The sequence below is a fragment of the Arthrobacter alkaliphilus genome, assembly GCF_021483235.1.
Classification (GTDB): Bacteria; Actinomycetota; Actinomycetes; order Actinomycetales; family Micrococcaceae; genus Arthrobacter; species Arthrobacter alkaliphilus.
In genome coordinates this window covers 12,480-31,794 of sequence record NZ_JAKEEC010000016.1, presented here as the reverse complement: position 1 = coordinate 31,794, position 19,315 = coordinate 12,480, and the positions used below count along the sequence as shown (strand labels likewise).

The window sequence follows — 19,315 nt, the reverse complement described above, 5'->3', positions numbered from 1 at the left end:
CTGCCTCCTGAAGCTAGGTCAGCTTGACCTGGCGGTTGACGTCCTTGTACAGCAGGTAGCGGAACGGGCCCGGGCCACCGGCGTAGCAGGCCTGCGGGCAGAAGGCGCGCAGCCACATGAAGTCGCCCGCTTCCACTTCGACCCAGTCATTGTTGAGCAGGTACATGCCCTTGCCCTCCAGCACGTACAGGCCGTGTTCCATGACGTGGGTTTCCGGGAACGGGATGACCCCGCCGGGCTGGAAGGTCACGATGTTCACGTGCATGTCGTGGGCCAGGTCGTTGGGGTCCGCGAAGCGCGTGGTTGCCCAGACGCCGTTGACGTCCGGCATTTCGCCGGCCTCGACCTCCTCGTCGCTCGTCACGAAGGACTTGGCTTCGTAGCCCTCAAGGCGCTCGTAGGCCTTGCGGATCCAGTGGAAGGAAACGATTTCATCGGAGACGTTCTCAAGGCCCCAGTTGGAACCGGCGGCCAGGTAGGCGTAGCCGCCCTCCTCGAGTTGGTGCAGTTCGCCGTCGAGCGTCAGGTTGACCTTGCCCTTGGTGACGAAGACGACGCCCTCGACACCGGCCTCGAACTCGGCCTTGGGAGCGCCGCCCCCGGGTCCGATCTCAACGATCAGCTGGGAGAACGTGGTGGCGAATCCGGAGATCGGGCGGGCAATGATCCAGGAACGCGTATTCGAGAAACCAGGCAAGTTGCTGGTCACGATATCGGTCAGCACGCCCTTGGGGATGACCGTGTAAGCCTCCGTGACGATTGCGCGCTCGGTGGTGAGGTGGGTCTGGGGCGGCAAGCCGCCCTGGGGATAGTAGTACTTGCCCATCATTGGATCCTTACTTCGAGGTGGTGTGTGCGAGCCGCGGATGGGCCAGTACAGTCAGCCGGGAGAGGTCGACGCCGGCAAGCGCCAGCACTTCCTCGGCCCCTACCGCTCCGCACTGGACGCCGCGGAGGACGAAGGCGGCGAGTGCGCGGGCGGTGGCGGGCTCGTCCATGACGCCGCCTTCGGTGCGTTCCACATAGTTGCGGAGGCGTGCCGCGGCGGCCGGCAGGCCCTCGCGGTAGAAGGCATACGTTGCAGCGAAACGGCTGGGCAATTGTGCAGCGTGCAGATCCCATCCTTGGTAGAAGCCGCGTTCAAGTGAGCGGCGGACCAAGCGGCCATGCAGCTTCCACGCGTTTTCCACGTTGTCGCCTACCGGGATGATGTTGGTGGAGCCATCGGAGAGCCGGATTCCCGTGCCGGCAACTGCCAACTGCATGACTTCCTTGGCGAAATCCGCCACGGGATGCTCCATGGACTGGTACTCGGCCGAGATCTGCAGCGACGCGGAGTAGTCGTAGGTGCCGTAGTGGAGTCCGCTGATGCGGCCCGGGACGGCGTGCGGAAGCCGGGCAACCGGGGACGTGCCCTCGGGGCCGAGGATGAGCTGCGGCGTCTCCACCTGGACCTCGAAGCGGAGCCGGCCCGCCGGGAGGGAGTGGATCTCTTCAAGCCTGGAGACCGCGAAGTCCATCGCTTGCACCTGGGCCACCGTGGTGACCTTCGGCAGGGTCAGGACAAGGCCCTCGGGCAACTCGCCGGCGGACGCCAAGGTGGAGACGAACAGGTCCAGGGTCTTCAGGCCGCGTGCCCGGGTGGGAGCCTCGAAGCACTTGAACCGGATGCCGATGAACGGCGGAGCCGAACCCGCGGCAACGGCCTCGCTGACAGCCTGGGCAGCCGCAACCGCCGCGACGTCTTCTGCTTCGTCGCCGCGGTCGCCGTAGCCGTCCTCGAAGTCGAGGCGCAAGTCCTCGATTGGTTCGTTGCGCAGCTTGGCAGCGACGCGGGCGGCGACGGCGGAGGCGAGTTCCGGCTCCTGGCCCAGCAACGAACCGAGCCTTTCGAGGCCTCCGTGGGCCTCCGCCGTCGCAATTGCCTGGGCGCCCCATTCAGCCGGCAGCGACGGCGTGAAACGGTCCGCGGGCACGTACACGGTGTGCACAGGCTGGCGGGTGCCGTCGTCGCCGGGGTAGTTGCGCTCCAGCAGCTCGTCAGTGGCGGCCAGCTGGGAGTCGATCGCGGCAAGATCTGCCGGAGTCATGGAAGGGGTGAAGGAGGATGCGGCCATTCCTACACCAGCTCGTAGGCGGGAGTGGTGAGAAAGTCCGTGTAGTCCTCGGAGAGACAGATGTCCGCGATCAGGCGGCTGGCCGGCTCGTAAAACTTCTCGAAGGACTCCTCGTCAACCTCGCTGCGCAGGCGCTCGGTCTCTTCGGCGAGGATCTGCGTGACCAGTTCGCGGGTCACGGTGTTGCCGGTGTCAGCGAGGACGGACTTGTTGCGGATCTGCTGCCAGACCTGCGAACGGGAGATTTCCGCCGTCGCGGCATCTTCCATAAGGTTATGAATGGCCACCGCGCCGCTGCCGGAGAGCCACACGGCCGTGTATGCGACGGCGACATAGAGGTTCAGGCGCAGCCCGGCCTCCGTCACGTCGCCGCCGGCGGAGGAGATGTCGAGCAGCTGATCGGCGGTCACCGAGACCTCCGGGCGCTGCTTGTCGAGCTGGTTCGGCTTGCCGCCGTTTGCCGGATCGCCGAGCACGGAGTCGAACACTTCGCGGCAGGTGGCGACGAGGTCCGGGTGGGCCACCCAGGAACCATCGAAACCGTCGTTGGCCTCGCGGGTCTTGTCCGCGCGGACCTTTTCGAACGCCTGGGCGGTGACTTCGGGTTCGCGCCGGTTCGGGATGACGGCCGCCATGCCGCCCATCGCGAAGGCCCCGCGCTTGTGGCAGGTCTTGACCAGCAATTCGGTGTAGGCGCGCATGAACGGGGCCGTCATGGCCACGGACGCGCGGTCCGGCAGGATGAAGGATTCGCCGGCGTCGCGGAAGTACTTCACGATGCTGAAGAGGTAGTCCCAGCGGCCGGCATTGAGGCCGGAGGCGTGGTCGCGCAGTTCGTAGAGGATCTCCTCCATTTCGAAGGCGGCCGGGATGGTTTCGATCAGCATGGTGGCGCGGACGCTGCCCTGCGGGATGCCGAGGTAGTCCTGGGCGAAGACGAAGATGTCGTTCCACAGGCGGGCCTCAAGGTGGCTTTCCATCTTCGGCAGGTAGTAGTACGGACCGTGGCCGTTGAGCAGGAGCTGCTTGGCCACGTGGAAGAAGTGCAGGCCGAAGTCCACCAGCGCGCCCACCGTGGGCTCGCCGTCGAGCAGCAAGTGCCGCTCGTCCATGTGCCAGCCGCGGGGACGGGCCACCACTACGGCGAGCGGGGCGTCCGTGCGGAGCCGGTACTCCTTGCCCTCGGGGGAGGTGTAGCTCAAGGTGCCTTGGGCTGCGTCGCGGAGGTTGAGGATGGCGTCGATGACGTTCGCCCATGTCGGGGTGCTGGCGTCTTCGAGGTCCGCGAGCCATACCTTGGCGCCGGAGTTCAGGGCGTTGATGGCCATCTTGGCGGGAGAAGCCGGGCCGGTCATCTCCACGCGGCGGTCCTGCAGGGCTGCGGGTGCCTCGGCGACCTTCCAGTCGCCGTCGCGGATGTCCTGGGTTTCCGGAAGGAAGTCGAGGCGGCCGGTGCGGGCCACCTCTTCGCGCTTGGCGACACGGGCCGCCAGGAGCTCGGTGCGGGTGCCGGCGAAACGGCGGTGCAGTTCCTCCACGAAGGCCAGCGCCTTGGGAGTCAGGATCTCCTCGGCGCGTTCGATCGGCCGGGGGTCTGTGACTGTGAGAGCCATGGGTGGTCCTTTCCTTGGTGGCGCTAGTTGGCCTTGGCGGCGGCAGCGGATGCTGCGTTTGCTACGGCACTGGCGACGTCGGCTGCAACGTGGGGGTCGAAGACGCTGGGGATGATGTAGCTCGCATTCAGTTCATCATCCGCGACCCGGTTGGCGATAGCCTCTGCTGCGGCCACGAGCATTTCAGGGATGATGTCCGAGGCTCCGGCGTCGAGCAGACCGCGGAAGAAGCCCGGGAAGGCCAGCACGTTGTTGATCTGGTTGGGGAAGTCGCTCCGGCCGGTGGCAACCACAGCTGCGTGCTTGGACGCAATCACGGGGTCGATTTCCGGCGTCGGGTTGGCCATGGCGAAGACGATCGCGTCCTCGGCCATGGAGGCTACCTGCTCTTCGCCGATGACGTGGGGTGCACTGACGCCGATGAACACGTCGGCGCCCTTGAGGGCTTCGTGCAGGGTTCCGGAGAAGCCTTCCTCGTTGGTGTTCGCGGCAATCCAGGTGCGGTGTTCGTCGTCGTACTTTTCGCCTGAGTGGATGGCGCCGGAACGGCCGGCCGCGACGATGTGCTGCGCGCCCTGGGCCTTGAGGAGCTGGATGATCGCCGAGCCGGCTGCGCCGACGCCGGAGACCACGATCCTGACCTCGCTGAGCTTCTTGTCGACGACGCGGAGGGCGTTGACGAGGGCAGCGAGGGTGACGATCGCGGTGCCGTGCTGGTCGTCGTGGAAGACGGGGATGTCGAGCTCTTCACGGAGGCGGTTCTCGATTTCGAAGCAGCGCGGAGCGGCGATGTCCTCGAGGTTCACTCCACCGTAGACCGGTGCCAGGGCCTTGACGATCTTGATGATCTCCTCGGTGTCCTGGGTGTCCAGGCAGACCGGCCAGGCATCGACGTTGGCAAACTGCTTGAAGAGCGCCGCTTTGCCTTCCATCACCGGCAGGGCGGCTGCGGGACCTATGTTGCCCAGGCCAAGGACGGCGGAACCGTCGGTGACGACGGCGATCGTGTTCCGCTTGACCGTGAGGTTGCGGGCCGCGGCGGGGTCCTCCGCGATGGCGAGGCAGACGCGCGCGACGCCGGGAGTGTAGGCGCGCGACAGGTCGTCGCGGTTGCGCAGGGCTACTTTGGGGACCACCTCGAGCTTGCCGCCGAGGTGCATCAGGAAGGTGCGGTCCGAGACGTGCTGGACCGTGACGCCATCGAGCGCGTTGAGGGCGTCCTTGACGCGGTTGGCGTGTTGTTCGTCCGTGGTGTTGCAGGTGACGTCGACAACCAGGGTGTCGTGGTGCGACTCGGTCACATCCAGCGCGGTCACGGCCGCGCCGGCGGCGGCGACGGCTGCGGCCAGCTCGCTCGTGGCAGTGAAGCTCGACGGCGCGGCGACGCGCAGGGTGATCGAATTTCCGGGGCTCGGGTTCGCCATTGAATTTCCTCCTCGTACAGGCCTGCAGCAGGCCTCCGCTCAGTCCGAATGTTTTCGTATTATGGATATTATTATCTACGAAGTGGAAACACAAGCCCTTACTTGACGGCGCAGTTCCGAGCGAGCAATCCGGCGCCGCGTGCTGTATCTTGAGTGTTCTAAGCAATTCTTTTCACGATGCGGATAAGAGTTGTCGGATTCCGAGCCATAGGAGACAACGGAATGGCCGAAAAGACCTCGGGAGGCGTGCAGTCCGTCGAGCGCGTCTTCGAACTGCTGGAACTCATTACGGATGCCGGCGGAGACGTAACGTTGAGCGAACTGTCGTCGTCGACAGACCTGCCGCTCCCCACGATCCACCGCCTGCTGCGCACTTTGGTGTCCCTCGGCTACATCCGGCAATTGCCCAACCGTCGTTACGCCCTGGGCCCCCGCCTCATCCGGCTCGGCGAAGGCGCCAACAAGCAATTGGGTGCGCTGGCACGTCCCCAATTGAAGTCCCTCGTGGACCGGCTCGGCGAAACCTCCAACATGGCCGTGCTGGATTCGGACATGGTCATCTACGTTGCCCAGGTTCCGTCTCTGCACTCCATGCGCATGTTCACCGAGGTGGGCCGCCGCGCCCATACGCACGACACCGGCGTCGGGAAGGCCATCCTCGCCCAGCTGGATGACGAGGTGGTCCGCGGCATCGTGGCCCGGACCGGCATGCCGACACCCACGGCCAAGAGCATCGGGGATATCGAATCACTGCTGCTGGACCTCAAACGCATCCGCGAACGTGGGTACTCGATCGACGAGGAAGAGCAGGAGATCGGCGTCCGCTGCTTCGCCATGGCCGTCCCGAACGCGCCCACTCCCACCGCGATTTCCGTGTCAGGGCCGGTGTCCCGCGTGGATGAGCACTTTGCCGACCGCGCCGTGCCGCTCCTGCGCGAAGCGGCCCTCGCCATCTCAGCTGAGCTCAACAAGGGCTAGCACTCGCGCCCTAAACGAGTGTCCCGTTGTTCGCTTCGACGCCGTTCGGCTCAAGGTTGATCATCGGGGTGCGCTTTTCGAAGTACCAGAACGTCACCAGGCCGAGGGCGCAGCCGAGGAACCAGCTGTAGTTTCCGATCCACGTCGCGTCGAGGGTGGTGGCTCCCGAGTCGAGGAGTGCCTTGGGGATCAGGACCGAGGCAATGGAGGCGACGCCGCTGATGGCTACGGCTTTGACCGCGTTGGGGTTGTAGCCGTTGCGGAACCAGTACTTGCCGCTTGGCTTCATGGTGTACATGTCTTCAACCCACACCCTCTGCTTGCCCACGAGGTAGTAGCCGGCGATGAGGATGCCGAAGAGCGGACCGATCAACGCTCCGAGGACGCCGAGCGTGTAGTGGATCGCGTTGTCGTTCGAGTACCAGTTCCATGGGGTCAGGATGACGGATCCGACGGCGGCGATCATGCCGCCCATGCGCCAGCTGACTTTCTGGGGGCTCACGTTGGAGAAATCAAAGGCGGGCGAGATGAAGTTGGCCACGATATTGATGCCGACCGTGGCGATGACAAACGTCAAGCCGCCCAGCAGCACTGCGAACACGGAGTCGATTTCCTGAACGGTCTTGACCGGATCCGTGATCAAGTGCCCGAAGACGGGAATGGTGGCCGACGCGGTGATGACGGTCAGGAGTGAAAAGAACAGGAAGTTCACGGGCAAGCCCAGGAGATTGCCCTTCTTGACCGCCTTGAAGCTCTTGCCGTAGCGCGCGAAGTCGCCGAAGTTGAGCATGGGGCCGGAGAAGTAGGACACCACCAGGGCTATCGCGGAAATCATTACCGGGATCGAGGCCGCGAAGTCGAGGGGTTCGCCGGCGGACAAGTTGAGGCTGATGTTTCCGATGCCTGCCTTGGATACCAGGTAAATCGCCAGGACAAGCATGACCACGTAGACGGCCGGTCCGGCGAAGTCGATGAACTTGCGGATGCTTTCCATGCCGTTCCAGAACAACGCGGCCTGCGCCACCCAGAGGATTCCGTAGCAAATCCAGCCCAATGCCGACAGTCCGAGAAAGCCGTATTGGTGGACGTCATACAGCGGTTTCATGCCCGGGAAGAACTTCAAGAACACGATCACCAGGGCTTCGGAAGCAAGGAAAGTCTGGACGCCGTACCAGGCGACCGCGATCAAACCACGGATGATCGCCGGAATGTTGGCGCCTTTGACGCCGAACACCGCCCGGTTGATCACCGGATACGGGACTCCGGTTTTCTGGCTGGGCTTCGCCACCAGGTTGCAGAAGACCTGCACGATCACGATTCCGGCCAGCAGGGCGACCAGTACTTGCCAGCTTGCCAGGCCGAGGGCGAACAAGCTGCCGGCCGTCACATAACCACCGATGCTGTGCACGTCGGACATCCAAAATGCGAACAGGTTGTAGCTGCTCCAGCGCTGGTTTTCCAAGGGCGCCAGGTCTGCATTGCTGAGCTGCGGATCGCGGTGCGGCCGGGGCGATGCTTCATCGATCGGGCTGACGGGCAGAGTGCCGGTTTCTGGGGCGAGTCGTGCTTCGGCCATCGGTTCCTCGAATCAGGGTTTCCACGACAGGGTCAGTCGTTTCATTAATCCAATTCAATGGAACGAATGTTTCAATGCCGTTTCCGGTCCGCTAACTCTTCTTTACGCCTTGGGCGCTCAACGGCTCGCCTTCGCTTGACATCGCGCCGTGTGCTGCATCACACTTTATTTAGTGATAGTTACTATCATAGAGTGATAGACCGAACTGAGAGAGCACAAAGCCAAAGGTGGCTTCCAATCGAGGAAAGATGTCAATGAAGAGATTGATCCGCAACACCGTCACGATCGGCGCCGTCGCGTCCATGGTCCTTTTCATGGGAGCCTGTGGAAACAGCAGCGCCGCCGGAACCAGTGGTGCTACGTCGAGTGCGACGAGCAGCGGCGGCGCCGACGCGAACCTGACCAAGATGGTCCCCGACGACATCCGTGCGAAGGGTGCGTTGGCGGGAGGCGCATCTTTCGACACGCAGCCAATGAACTTCTACGCTCCGGGCAACAAGCCTGACGGTGTGATCATCGACTTGCTCAACGCAGCCGCGGCCAAGCTTGGCCTCTCGATCAAGTGGTCCCAGACTCCCTATGCGGGGCTGATTCCTGCGCTGCAGTCCAAGCGCGTGGAGATAGCGGGCGCACAGATCAGCAAGACTCCCGAGAACAACGGTGTGGTGAACCTGCTGGCCTTCTACAACGCATCCTCGAGCCTCCTCGTCCCGGCCGGGAAGAACTACGCCTCGGACACCGATGCCTGCGGCACGCGGTTTGGCCTGACCACCGGCTCCACGGTCAACAAGAACATCGCGGACTCCATCAACAAGGAGTGCAAGGACGCCGGCAAGCCGGAACTGCAGTACCTCTACTTCCCGAGCTTCAACGCGGGAGCGGACGCGATCAAGGCGGGCCGTATCGACTCGTTCCTGAACTCGACTCCCCAGATCCAGGTGGCTGTCAAGGCCGACAAGAGCCTGGCGTCGACCCTGGTCGGCAGGCTGGCTTCGCGGGCAACCGGTGTGGCGTTGCCGAAGGAGTACGGCCAGTTGACCAAAGCGTTCCAGGCCTCCTTCAACGCCATGATCGCCACCGGCGAATACAAGTAGATCCTGGACAAGTGGGATCTGTCGACCATGGCCGTCGACAAGGCGGAGATTAACGACGAGATCCCGATGTGATGAAGCAGGCCCTCATGCAAACCTCAATCAACCAACCGGACGATCCGGCGACCGGTGCCAGGATGCGCACGTCCGTCGACGTCGATGCCCCGCCCGCCGCAGTGCCCGACGTCGTGGCCGTCAAGCGCCACTATGGCCGTTGGGTCGCCGTCGCGATCCTTGCCGCGCTTGCGGTCGGAGCCGTGAAGTCCCTCGCGCAGAACCCGCAGTTGGAATGGGACGTCGTCGGACAGTACCTCTTCGACGGGCTGATCCTCGAAGGACTCGGCCAAACAGTCGTCCTTGCCCTGCTCTCGATGCTCGGGGCCACGGCTATCGGGCTCGTCTTCGGATTCTTCCGGCTCAGCAAGAACCCGGTCCTTGGAACACTCGGCAGCCTCTACGTCTGGGTTTTCCGCAGTGTGCCTGCGCTGATCCAGATTCTCTTCTGGGGAAACCTTGCCTTGTTCGCGCCCCGTCTTGGCGTGGGGATCCCGGGCACCGGCTGGAGCCTCATCTCGGCCCCGACGAACGACGTGCTGTCTCCGTTCGCGGCCTCGATTGTCGCCCTGTCCATCGCCAACGGTGCCTACCTCGCGGAGATCATCCGCGCAGGCCTGCTCTCGGTGGACGAGGGCCAACGGCTCGCCTCCTCCGCTCTTGGCCTGACCTGGTGGCAGGCGCAGCGGAAGGTGATCCTGCCGCAGGCACTTCGCGTGATGATCCCGCCGGCCGGAAACCAGTTCATCACCTTGCTCAAGGAAACCTCCCTGGTCTCCGTGATCGCCGGCGGCGACATCCTGAGCAAGGCCGAGAACATCGCCGGCTACAACCTGAGGACCATCGAACTCCTGGTCGTCGCGGCCATCTGGTACCTGCTCGTGACGAGCGCCGCAACCTTGGGGCAGAACATCATCGAGCGCCGCACTGCCCGCGGGCTCCTGCAGCAGAAGCGCAAGCAGAAGCCGGCAGGAGCGGTGGATATGAAGGAGGCATCGCTATGAGCAGCGTGGACATCGTCAACGTACACAAGAGCTTCGGGGACAACCACATCCTCAAAGGCATCGACATGCGGGTGCGGCAGGGCGAAGTCGTCTGCCTCCTCGGACCGTCCGGATCCGGCAAGAGCACCCTCCTGCGTTGCATCAACGGGCTCGTCATGCCTGACCAAGGGCACGTCTCCGTGGGCGGAACACTTATTGGACGCAAGGTCCAGGGCGGGAAGCTGCACGACCTCAGTGACAAGGAGGCCGCCGGCCAGCGCGAGCGGATCGGAATGGTCTTCCAGCAATTCAACCTGTTCCCGCACCTGGACGTCCGGGACAACCTCGTACTCGGGCCCCGGGCACACAGGCTCGGGGGCAAGGCGGAGCTCGAAGGGAAAGCACACCAGCTCCTGGCCAAAGTCGGGCTGTCGGACCGCGCCAAGGCCTTCCCGTCCCAGCTCTCCGGCGGCCAACAGCAGCGGGTGGCGATCGCCCGCGCGCTCATGATGGGTCCCGGACTGATGCTCTTCGACGAACCCACGTCCGCTTTGGACCCCGAACTGGTCGGCGAGGTGCTGGACACCATGCGTTCCCTCGCCCAGGAAGGGATGACGATGATCGTGGTCACCCACGAGATGGCCTTCGCCCGGCAAGTGGCCGACCGTGTCGTCTTCATGGCCGATGGGCGCATCGTCGAGGACACCACGCCCGATTCGTTCTTCGACAACCCCGGCACCGAACGCGCCCGCGCCTTCCTCCGACTTGCCTGACCAACACCACCAGCCCTATTGGAAAGACCGATCATGACACTGACTACCGAGGAGATCTCCCACCGTTTGGGTGCCCTCCCCACGCCCAACATCGGCGATGCCATGGAACGCCTCGGCGTCCTCGACTCCGCCATCAAGCCGGTCTGGCCAGGAGGCCGGGTAGCCGGCCCGGCCTTCACCGTCTGGACCCGCGCGGGGGACAACGCCTACATACACCGCGCCCTCGAAGAAGCGGCCCCGGGCGACGTCGTCGTCGTCAACGGCCAGGGCGACGGATCCCGGGCCCTGATGGGTGATCTCATCGGTGCCCGTGCCCGGAACGCAGGCATCGCGGGATTCGTCATCGACGGAGCGGTTCGCGACGCCGCCGGGCTCGAAAGCGTAGGCATGCCGGTCTTCGCGCGGTCCACCTCACCGGCCGGTCCGTACAAGCATGGTCCTGGTGTCCTTGGCTGCCCGGTTGCAGTCGGCGGGGTCGCGGTCCTCCCGGGCGACATCGTGGTGGGGGACGACGACGGCGCCGTCGTCGTGCCGCGCGCACGCGCCGAGGAAGTGCTCCTCGCGGCCGAGGCCGTCCGCCGGGACGAGGACGAGAGGATGCGGAAGATCCTCTCCGAGGCCGGCGCGGACGAGAAGGAGGAGTCGAGCGCATGCGTTGCACAGTAATCGGACTCGGCGAAGCCGGACAGATCTACGCCCGCGCCCTCCAGCGCAGTGGACAAGACGTCCTCGGCTATGACGTCGCACCCACACCCACTCCCGGCCTGCCTCGCGCTTCGACCATGGCCGAAGCCGTGGGAACGGCCGACGCAGTGCTTGTCATGACGACTGCGCGGGCATCGCTCCCGGTGGCCCGCGACGCTGCGCCGTATCTCGCTCCGGGGACGCTGTATGCGGACTTCACCTCCGCAGCCCCTTCGGCGAAACGCGCCCTTGAGCAGGAGCTTCCCGCGGGCGTCCAGGCCGCCGACATCGCAATTCTCGGGCCTGTCATCTCGCTTGGCGAGTCGACCCCCCTCATGGCGGCCGGCCCAGGCGCGGAGCGGATCGCAGAGCTGCTGCGCCCGATCGGCGCTCCCGTTGAGGTAGTCCATGGCGCCAACGGGGATGCAATGGCACACAAGCTCTTGCGGAGCATCGTCATGAAAGGCCTGGCCGCTGTGGTGTGCGAGGCCGTCGAGGCTGGACGCCGGGCCGGATACGAGGACTGGGTCCGAGGCCAGATCGCGGCCGAGCTTTCCGGCGACGGACAGGCGACGATTGATCGCTTCATTTCCGGCTCGGTCAAACATGCTGCCCGCAGGGCCGACGAGATGGCGGCGGTTGCGGACTACTGCGAGGCCCTCGGGGCCCCCTCACAGATGAGCGCCGCGACCCGGGACTCCCTGCTGGCCTTGGCCGGCTCGGCCTTGAAGAGCGCATGAGCTCCCTTTACACCCTCCAGGCGGGCGATATCGAACAGAGGCGCGGGGTGCTCCGGGCAATGCCAAGGTTGGCAGGGCTCGGCGCACCACTGCGGGAGCTGGCGGTCACGGCATGGGTCAGCGCGTGGCTCGCCAGCACGCACGACTCCCTCGAGGAGATGCCCTACTCCCTTCAGGCTCCGGACTACAGCCTGCTGGACCACACCAATGAAGTGGCCGACGCCGGGATCCTCCTTGCGGACTACGCCCGCGCCCGTTGGGGAGCCAACTTCGACCGGGACGTGCTGCTGGCCTCGCTGCTCCTGCACGACATTGACAAGGCCCTCCTTTACACCCGGATCAATGGTGCCGTGGTGTCCGATCCTGCCAGGGCAGGCCTGCCCCACGGTGTCCTTGGTGCGATGCTGTTGAAGGAGGCAGGGCTGCCGGACAGCGTGGTCACCCTTGTCGGCACCCATACCACGACGAGCCCCGTCAAGACCGGGGACGCCGAAGCCTGGATCCTGCACTATGCCGACCTTTTTGCCTGCGACCACGCCTTCCGGCTGGCTCCTGGCACCACACCTTTCTTCCAACGGACCTGAAAGCCATGAACAAGCAATACCCGAGCTACGACCAACTGCTCCAGCGCACAGACGCGCCCCCGGGTTCAAGTTGGGGGCTGTTCGCCACCGACCCGGAGCGCGGCATGGCGAATTTTGCCGGCCCTGAACAGGTTTTGAAGGGGCGTGAGGCGATCCGCAGCGGCACGGTGTTCAACCTGGACTACCAGGCCAACGCCTTTGAGCCCTCGATGTCACGCAACCGCAAGCCGCCCGCCCAGACGATTACAAGCGCACACGCCGACAGTTTCGACGATGTATGGAACGGCTACTGGCCCCAGGCAAGCAGCCATATCGACGGGCTTCGGCATCGGAGGGCGCACGGGTACGGGTTCTACAACGGCGTACCGGATGCGAGCATCAACCAAGGCACTCCCGAACTCGGGGTGCAGCGCTGGGCGGAGAAGCCGATCGTGGGCAGGGCAGTCCTTGTCGACGTCGAACGGTACCGCAGGTTGAACGGGTCCTCGATCGACCATCACGCAGGCGAGTCGATCGGACTCGCGGAGATTATCTCCATCTTTGCGGCCCAGCGTTCATCGATCGAGTCCGGCGACATGCTCCTGCTGCACACCGGCTGGGCCGAGTGGTTCCTGGGCCTGGAACCGGCCGATCGGGCCGCCGTCAAAGCCAAGCGACAGACTACCGGCGTCGCGCAGTCAAGCGATTTCCTCGCTTGGCTCTGGGACAGCCGGATCGCCCTGCTCGGTACGGACACGTTCGCCGTCGAGTCCCTCCCGGCCAGCCCGGAGAGTCCTTTCCTCGCGTCCGCCGGCGCGGACGACGGAATGATGCACCAGGAGCTGATCGCCAAGCTCGGCTGCCCGCTTGGCGAGCTGTGGCACCTTGCCGGACTCGCCGCGGAATGTGCACGTACGGGCAGTTACTCCGTCTTCCTTACCGTGAAGCCCTTGAACCTTCCCGGCGCGGTCGGCTCGCCCGCAAATGCCACAGCCATCGCCTGAGCCGGCGCCGTCAGGGGTTCCGCGCCGCGATGCTGGCGCTTGCGTTGAGCACCTCGCGGATGGCCTCGGGCAGCCGGTCGGCTGAGAGATCTTCGTCCCGGCCCGAGACCTGAACGACGCCGAGGATCCCGCCTTCCCTGGACCGGACAGGTGCACTGACGGACACGGCCCCCACCACTCGCTCGTTGCGCGAGATCGCATATCCATTGGCGGCGATCTCATCGAGTGCGGACATGTACTCCGCGATAGGAATGGCTGGGCCGCTGGCGGTCTCGACTTTATCCGCGGCACCCAGTATCTCGTCCCGGCCGGACGGATCCATATAAGCCAGAAATACCTTGCCCGCACCCAATTGCAGCGGGAGCCGTCCGCCGACGGGCAGCTGGTATCGCAGGGGACTGCTGCCTTCCACCCGGGCAACCAAGACGCGGGCGGCACCCAGACGGACCGAAAGTGACGCGGTCATGCCGAGCGCTGCGGCGAGTTCCTGCAGGACCGGCCTTGCCGTCAGCACCAGCTGGTTGCCTACGAGGAAGGAATGGGCCGAGGCGAGCGCAGCCGCGCCGACGCTGTATCCGGCTGAATCCTGTGCGAGGTAATTCCTCTTCTCGAGCACCCGCAGGATGCGCTGCGCCGTCGCAATGTGCAACCCGGTGCCGCGGGCGATTTCAGCGAGCCTGAGCGGGCGCCCGCTATCCGAGAGAAAATCGAGCACATCGAACGCCCGCTCTACCGAGCGCATGGTGGAACGCTCCTGCACCCCGTCGTCGCCTGCCATGTTTCCTCCTAGGATCATCTAGAAATTTACGCCATTGGGGTGCGGCGTCCGAACTGCCGACGGCGGCGAGGCTGCGGGGCCTGCCCGCGGTTGACACGCGATGGTGGCCGCGTCGCATTGAGAATGTGATGATAGCCTCTATCATTCTATGATAAAGGCCGGCGAGGATAATGAGAGTACGAGGACGTACTCCTCCCTGAAGGAAAGATTTTCGATGAAGAGACCTGACGCGGAGCTGCATGCATCCCCCGAAGGGGCACTTGGGCCCGTCCCGGACGAAGGCGCGGCGGCGACCAACCCCATACGGACCGTCTGGAAGACCGCCGTGGCAGGCGGGGCAGGATCTGTCATCGAATACTACGACTTCTCCCTTTACGCGAACTTGGCGATCTACATTTCCACCGCCTTCCTTTCCCGCTCCGACCCCGGTACCGCGTTGCTGGAAACACTGGCGGTTTTTGGCAGCGGATTCCTGATGCGCCCCGTCGGTGCCCTCTTTTTCGGCTGGCTCGGCGATCGCCACGGACGGCGGACGTCACTTTTGGCCAGCGTTGTCCTGATGGGACTGGCAAGTTCGCTTGTCGGCCTCCTGCCGGGGTATGCGAGCATCGGGCTCGTGGCGCCTGCCCTACTGCTGCTCCTGCGCCTGCTTCAGGGCTTTTGCGCGGGAGGCGAGGCCAGCGGGGCGTCGACCTACATCGCGGAGACGGCTCCGGCCCGGCTGCGGGGATTCTTCGGTGCATTCAACCCCGCCGGCATCGCGATCGGCACCGCAGCCGCCGGGGGCCTGGCCGCGGCCATCAACGCGCTGTTCGGCAGCGCCGCCATGGCCGAATGGGGTTGGCGCGTACCCTTCCTCATCTCGCTTCCGCTATCCCTCGTGGTCCTCTACCTGCGCAGCCGCCTGCCGGAATCGGCGCAGTTTGCGGAGAACCTCCGCGCCGGTGCCTCCGCACGTAGCCCGTTGCGTGCTGCGCTCGGGGAGGAGTGGCCGGCCATCCTGAAGCTCGTTGTGCTTTCCTTCTCCATGACGTGCACCGCCTACGTCGGGCATGTCTACCTCAACACCTATCTCACGACGCAGCTCCATTACCCTGCCGGGGAAGCCCTGTCGACGAATTCGGTCATCACGGTCATCTTCGCCCTGCTCATGCCGCTCGCCGCCTGGTCCTCTGACCGTTTTGGCCGCCGCCGGGTTTTTGGGGCGGCGATGATCGGGTACGTGGTCCTCGCCCTCCCCGCATTCCTGTGGATGGCTCCCGGCAGCGGCGTCCCCCTCTGGCTCGCGATGGCCGTTTCCTTCATTCCATGGGTGTTCTCCCAAGCCGTCGGTTACCCGCTCTTCACCGAACTCTTCGGATCAAGGGCCCGACTGACCGGTGTGGCCTTGGGTTTCTCTTTCGGCACGATCCTTGGCGGCGGCTTCGGGCCCTATGTCGCCCAATTGATCACGACGTCGACCGGATGGAATCTCGCGCCGGCCGCCTATATGGCAGGTTCGGCGTTGATTGGCTTGGTAGCCCTGCTCTTCGTCGGCCGATCCAGGATTGACGAGCCCGCTGCGGAGCCTGCGCCACTTGAAGCCAAGGGCTGAGCCATGAACGATCTGTCGGAGGCCATCAAGGGTGCGATCGACCTCCATACCCACCCCGGACCGGACATCGTCCCGCGCTCACAGACCCTCGCCGAGGCAATGGACGACTTCTCCGAGGCAGGCTTCGCTGGCCTCGTCGCCAAATCCCATGTCGGTTCCACTGCCGGACTCTGCAGCACTATGGCCGTGGACCGGCAGGCACGCGCCATTGGGTCGATCACGCTCAACCGCCCGGTCGGCGGCCTGAACGCGGCGGCGGTGGAGGTCGCGGCCCTGCTTGGTGCACGCGTGGTCTGGCTGCCGACCGTCGATAGCCGCCGGCAGCGTGAACAGGCGGCACGGACGCCGGGACCCGCCGCGGTCTGGGAAAAAGCGCAGGCCCGGCTGTCCGGCCTCCCCGGCTATGGGCCGCCTATCGCAGTCCTTGAGAGCGGCCGCGTGGTACCGGAACTTCACGATGTCCTCGATGTCGTGAAGGAACATGGCATGCTTCTCGCCACGGGCCATTTGGACAGCGAAGAGGTTTTTGCCGTCCTCGTTGCGGCCAAGGACCACGGCATCGAACGCGTCATGGTCACGCACCCGGACCTGCCACGCCAGCGGATCACTCCCGAAGCCCAGGTTGAAATGACCCGGCGCGGTGCCTGGATCGAAAGGACCATGGCCTCAGTCCTCGAAGGCAAGCTTCCGGCGGAAAACGCCATCCGCGGCATCAAATCCTGCGGCATCGGCGCCTCCCTCCTGACCGGAGACCTTGGCCAGCCGCGCAACGGCCCTCTTGCCGACGGCATCCGGCGGTGGGCAATACTCCTGCACGACGCCGGGTTCGAACTCGGGGAAATCAGGCAGCTCCTCGTGGCCAACCCGACCACAGCATTGGGCAGCTAACAGTCACCGCTGCTCGATCTCTCCGAGGGAATCGAAGATGCCCGTGATTTCCCGGACCCGGTCCCTTCCGGGGCGGCCCACCGCAGCCAGGACTCCGTTGGCGATGGCGCTCATGAGGCTCATGGCCGCGGCGTAGCTGTCGAATGCCGCGCTGCCCTCCACCCGGCATTCAATCCAGGTTGAGGCGCCTGCCGCCAGCCACCGGGCGCTTGGATCACCAATCAAGATGGTGCTGGCCCCGGTGGCCGAAGCGGCTTTCAGGACGCTGTGGAAACCTTCGGGCCGGCGCCGGAAACCGAGCAGGATGACGACGTCGGCGTCCCCCAGCCCGGCCAATTCCTCGGCGACGCTTTGGCCCGGTTGCGGGGCCAGGCTCACCGAGGAACGGCTTTGGAGGAGTTGCTCGCGCAGGTGGAGCGCGATCGGGAAACTGTTGCGGAAACCGATCAGGAGGACATTGCGCGCTCCGGCCACTTGCCGGGCCACCGCGAGGAGGCGGTCGTCGTCGAACGTCTCGAAAAGCCGGTCAAGGTTCTGCCGGTCAGCGGCCAAGTGGAGGGCGATGCCGCCGTCGGGCCCTTGGGTGGGGAGTGGCACTCCACTGGACCTCAGCGTCCGGGCGTGCTCCTTGACCTCGTTGAAATCGGCGTAGCCCAGGCGCCGGAAGAGCCTGCTGATGGTGGCTTTGGACACCCCGCTCAACTCCGCGAGCTCGGCCGCGTTGTAAACGGCCAAATCGCCCAAGCGGTCCAGCAGGGTGTCCGCGGCCTTCTGTTCCTGCGGTCCAAGCTCCGCATAGTGCTTTTCGATTCGCTCGTCGATCCTCATGGAACAACCGTCTCACGCACACCCCGCCGGCGGAGGCAAAACGTCAGTGTTCGACGGCGGAGCTCGACTTAAGTGGCACTTCCTTGCCGTCGGCGTCGATCAGCTTGCCGTTCTCGAAACGGTCGCCGTGCGCCAAGCACGCGATGTCCGCCTCGCTCACCACGCGTTCCGTGCCGGCGACGAACACGGACTGGTTGTCCGAATTGCCGGCCTTGAAGTGGTTGAAGAGCACGTTCAGGACGATGGCCATGATGGCGGCCGAGCTGATGCCCGAGTGGAAAATCGTCGAGAACCAGGCCGGGAACTGGTCGTAGAACTTCGGAGCGGCAATCGGGATCATGCCGAAGCCAATCGAGGCGGCCACGATGATCAGGTTCATGTTGTTGCGGTACTCCACCTTGGAAAGTGTCCGGATGCCGCTGGCGGCAACAGTTCCGAAGAGCACGACGCCGGCACCGCCCAGGACGGGAGTCGGAACCGCTGCGACCACCCGGCCGAGGACGGGCAGCAAGCCCAGGACCACCAGGATGAATCCGCCGGCGCTCACGACGAAGCGGCTCTTGATGCCGGTGATGGCCACGAGGCCGACGTTCTGGGCAAAGGCGCTCTGGGTGAAGGAGTTGAAGATCGGCGATATGGCGCTGGAGAGCATGTCTGCCCGCAGGCCGTTGCCGATGCGGCGCGAATCCACTTTGGTATCGACGATTTCGCCGACGGCGATGATGTCCGCCGAGGTCTCGGTCAAGGTGACCAGGATGACGATCAGCATGGACACGATGGACGCGATGTCGAAGGTGGGAGCCCCGAAGGCGAAGGGAGTGGGGAAGGCAACGATTGGCCCCTGGCCGACCTTGGAGAAGTCGGCCATTCCTGTGGCGAGGGCGATGACGGTGCCGATCACCATGGCGAGCAGGATGGACAGGCGTGAAATGGCGGCGTTGCCGATCTTGCTGAGAAGCAGGACAACGCCCATCGTGGCGGCGGCAAGGCCGATGTTTGCCATGCTGCCGTAGTTGGGTGCGGCGCTGTTGCCACCCATGGCCCAGTTGGCCGCGACGGGCATGAGCGTCAGGCCGATGGTGGTGATGACGGTGCCCGTGACCACGGGCGGAAAGAATTTGATGATCTTGGAGAAGAGGGGAGTAATCACCAGGCCGATCAGGGAAGCAACCATGACGGAGCCGAAGACCCCCTGGATTCCGCCGCCGCCGTGGACGATCGCCACCATGGTGGACACACCGGCGAAGGACACGCCTTGGACCAGCGGGAGCTGCGATCCAAAGAACGGGATGCCGATGGTCTGGAGGATGGTTGCCAGCCCCCCAACAAAGAGGCACGCCGCGATCAGGAGGCCGATGTCCTGCGGGGACATGCCCGCGGCGGCTCCGATGATGAGCGGCGGGGCGATGATGCCGCCGTACATGGTCAGGACGTGCTGGAAGCCGTAGGCGAACGTGCTCCCGATCGAGAGGCGCTGGTCCTCGGGCCTCTTAGGCGCGGTGTCGGTGGTATTCGCGGGGCGGGTTTTCTTCTTGGTGTTCATGGCAGACTTTCTTGGTTCATGGCAGACGTCTTTGTCTGGCTAACAGGTCTGGCTAACGGTGGTTTTCGGTAGGGCGGCCCAACT

At 64.8% G+C, this 19,315-nt stretch carries 18 protein-coding genes; 10 read left to right on the top strand and 8 right to left on the bottom strand.

Annotated features, from left to right (window positions below):
• Positions 1–13 precede the first annotated feature (13 nt).
• From L0B83_RS12250 to L0B83_RS12235, 4 genes are read right to left on the bottom strand one after another with little or no spacing between them, the layout of a single operon-like run.
• Positions 14–826, bottom strand: a complete 813-nt coding sequence (locus L0B83_RS12250) for a bifunctional allantoicase/(S)-ureidoglycine aminohydrolase (RefSeq protein ID WP_234758734.1) — start codon at positions 824–826, stop codon at positions 14–16.
• A gap of 10 nt (positions 827–836) precedes the next feature.
• Positions 837–2,090, bottom strand: coding sequence for a DUF6986 family protein (locus L0B83_RS12245; RefSeq protein ID WP_372461191.1), 1,254 nt, complete (start codon positions 2,088–2,090; stop codon positions 837–839).
• Positions 2,091–2,119: 29 nt separating this feature from the next.
• Positions 2,120–3,730, bottom strand: a complete 1,611-nt coding sequence (gene aceB / locus L0B83_RS12240) for a malate synthase A (RefSeq protein ID WP_234758732.1) — start codon at positions 3,728–3,730, stop codon at positions 2,120–2,122.
• A gap of 23 nt (positions 3,731–3,753) precedes the next feature.
• Positions 3,754–5,154: an NAD-dependent malic enzyme gene (locus tag L0B83_RS12235; RefSeq protein WP_234758731.1), complete on the bottom strand. Its 1,401-nt coding sequence runs from the start codon at positions 5,152–5,154 to the stop codon at positions 3,754–3,756.
• Between the two features lie 222 nt (positions 5,155–5,376).
• On the opposite strand from L0B83_RS12235, the gene L0B83_RS12230 reads away from it, so the two are divergent.
• Positions 5,377–6,132 (top strand): IclR family transcriptional regulator, encoded by a 756-nt coding sequence (locus L0B83_RS12230; RefSeq protein ID WP_234758730.1) that lies wholly within the window; start codon positions 5,377–5,379, stop codon positions 6,130–6,132.
• A 10-nt stretch (positions 6,133–6,142) separates the two neighbouring features.
• On the opposite strand, the gene L0B83_RS12225 is transcribed toward L0B83_RS12230, so the two are convergent.
• Positions 6,143–7,708, bottom strand: a complete 1,566-nt coding sequence (locus L0B83_RS12225; protein WP_234758729.1) for an NCS1 family nucleobase:cation symporter-1 — start codon at positions 7,706–7,708, stop codon at positions 6,143–6,145.
• Positions 7,709–7,962: 254 nt separating this feature from the next.
• On the opposite strand from L0B83_RS12225, the gene L0B83_RS12220 reads away from it, so the two are divergent.
• From L0B83_RS12220 to L0B83_RS12190, 7 genes are all read left to right on the top strand, one after another.
• Positions 7,963–8,802 (top strand): transporter substrate-binding domain-containing protein, encoded by an 840-nt coding sequence (locus tag L0B83_RS12220; protein ID WP_234758728.1) that lies wholly within the window; start codon positions 7,963–7,965, stop codon positions 8,800–8,802.
• Between the two features lie 86 nt (positions 8,803–8,888).
• On the top strand, positions 8,889–9,857 hold the full coding sequence (locus L0B83_RS12215) for an amino acid ABC transporter permease (RefSeq protein ID WP_234758727.1): 969 nt from the start codon (positions 8,889–8,891) through the stop codon (positions 9,855–9,857).
• On the top strand, positions 9,854–10,609 hold the full coding sequence (locus L0B83_RS12210) for an amino acid ABC transporter ATP-binding protein (RefSeq protein ID WP_234758726.1): 756 nt from the start codon (positions 9,854–9,856) through the stop codon (positions 10,607–10,609). The genes L0B83_RS12215 and L0B83_RS12210 overlap by 4 nt, the downstream gene beginning before the upstream one ends.
• 33 nt (positions 10,610–10,642) lie before the next feature.
• Positions 10,643–11,275, top strand: a complete 633-nt coding sequence (locus tag L0B83_RS12205; protein ID WP_234758725.1) for an RraA family protein — start codon at positions 10,643–10,645, stop codon at positions 11,273–11,275.
• On the top strand, positions 11,260–12,033 hold the full coding sequence (locus L0B83_RS12200; protein WP_234758724.1) for an NAD(P)-dependent oxidoreductase: 774 nt from the start codon (positions 11,260–11,262) through the stop codon (positions 12,031–12,033). The genes L0B83_RS12205 and L0B83_RS12200 overlap by 16 nt, the downstream gene beginning before the upstream one ends.
• Positions 12,030–12,617, top strand: coding sequence for an HD domain-containing protein (locus L0B83_RS12195; protein WP_234758723.1), 588 nt, complete (start codon positions 12,030–12,032; stop codon positions 12,615–12,617). Before L0B83_RS12200 ends, L0B83_RS12195 begins: the two co-directional genes overlap by 4 nt.
• 5 nt (positions 12,618–12,622) lie before the next feature.
• A complete protein-coding gene (locus tag L0B83_RS12190; RefSeq protein ID WP_234758722.1) occupies positions 12,623–13,600 on the top strand; it encodes a cyclase family protein in 978 nt (325 codons plus the stop codon).
• A 10-nt stretch (positions 13,601–13,610) separates the two neighbouring features.
• Here L0B83_RS12190 and L0B83_RS12185 read toward each other — a convergent pair whose 3' ends face one another.
• The gene (locus tag L0B83_RS12185) at positions 13,611–14,378 is read right to left on the bottom strand and encodes an IclR family transcriptional regulator (protein ID WP_234758721.1); all 768 of its coding nucleotides are present in this window, start codon (positions 14,376–14,378) and stop codon (positions 13,611–13,613) included.
• Positions 14,379–14,592: 214 nt separating this feature from the next.
• Here L0B83_RS12185 and L0B83_RS12180 point away from each other — a divergent pair, with 214 nt between their 5' ends.
• Both L0B83_RS12180 and L0B83_RS12175 read left to right on the top strand, forming a co-directional pair.
• Positions 14,593–15,972, top strand: coding sequence for an MFS transporter (locus L0B83_RS12180; RefSeq protein WP_234758720.1), 1,380 nt, complete (start codon positions 14,593–14,595; stop codon positions 15,970–15,972).
• 3 nt (positions 15,973–15,975) lie between these two features.
• Positions 15,976–16,860, top strand: a complete 885-nt coding sequence (locus L0B83_RS12175) for a DUF6282 family protein (protein WP_234758719.1) — start codon at positions 15,976–15,978, stop codon at positions 16,858–16,860.
• A gap of 3 nt (positions 16,861–16,863) precedes the next feature.
• Here the strand turns inward: L0B83_RS12175 and L0B83_RS12170 are convergent, their stop codons facing one another.
• Together L0B83_RS12170 and L0B83_RS12165 are read right to left on the bottom strand one after the other, a co-directional pair.
• Positions 16,864–17,688 (bottom strand): MurR/RpiR family transcriptional regulator, encoded by an 825-nt coding sequence (locus L0B83_RS12170; protein WP_234758718.1) that lies wholly within the window; start codon positions 17,686–17,688, stop codon positions 16,864–16,866.
• 43 nt (positions 17,689–17,731) lie between these two features.
• Positions 17,732–19,231 carry a nucleobase:cation symporter-2 family protein gene (locus tag L0B83_RS12165; RefSeq protein ID WP_234758717.1) on the bottom strand — a complete coding sequence of 500 codons (1,500 nt, stop codon included), beginning with the start codon at positions 19,229–19,231 and terminating at the stop codon, positions 17,732–17,734.
• Positions 19,232–19,315: the final 84 nt, after the last annotated feature.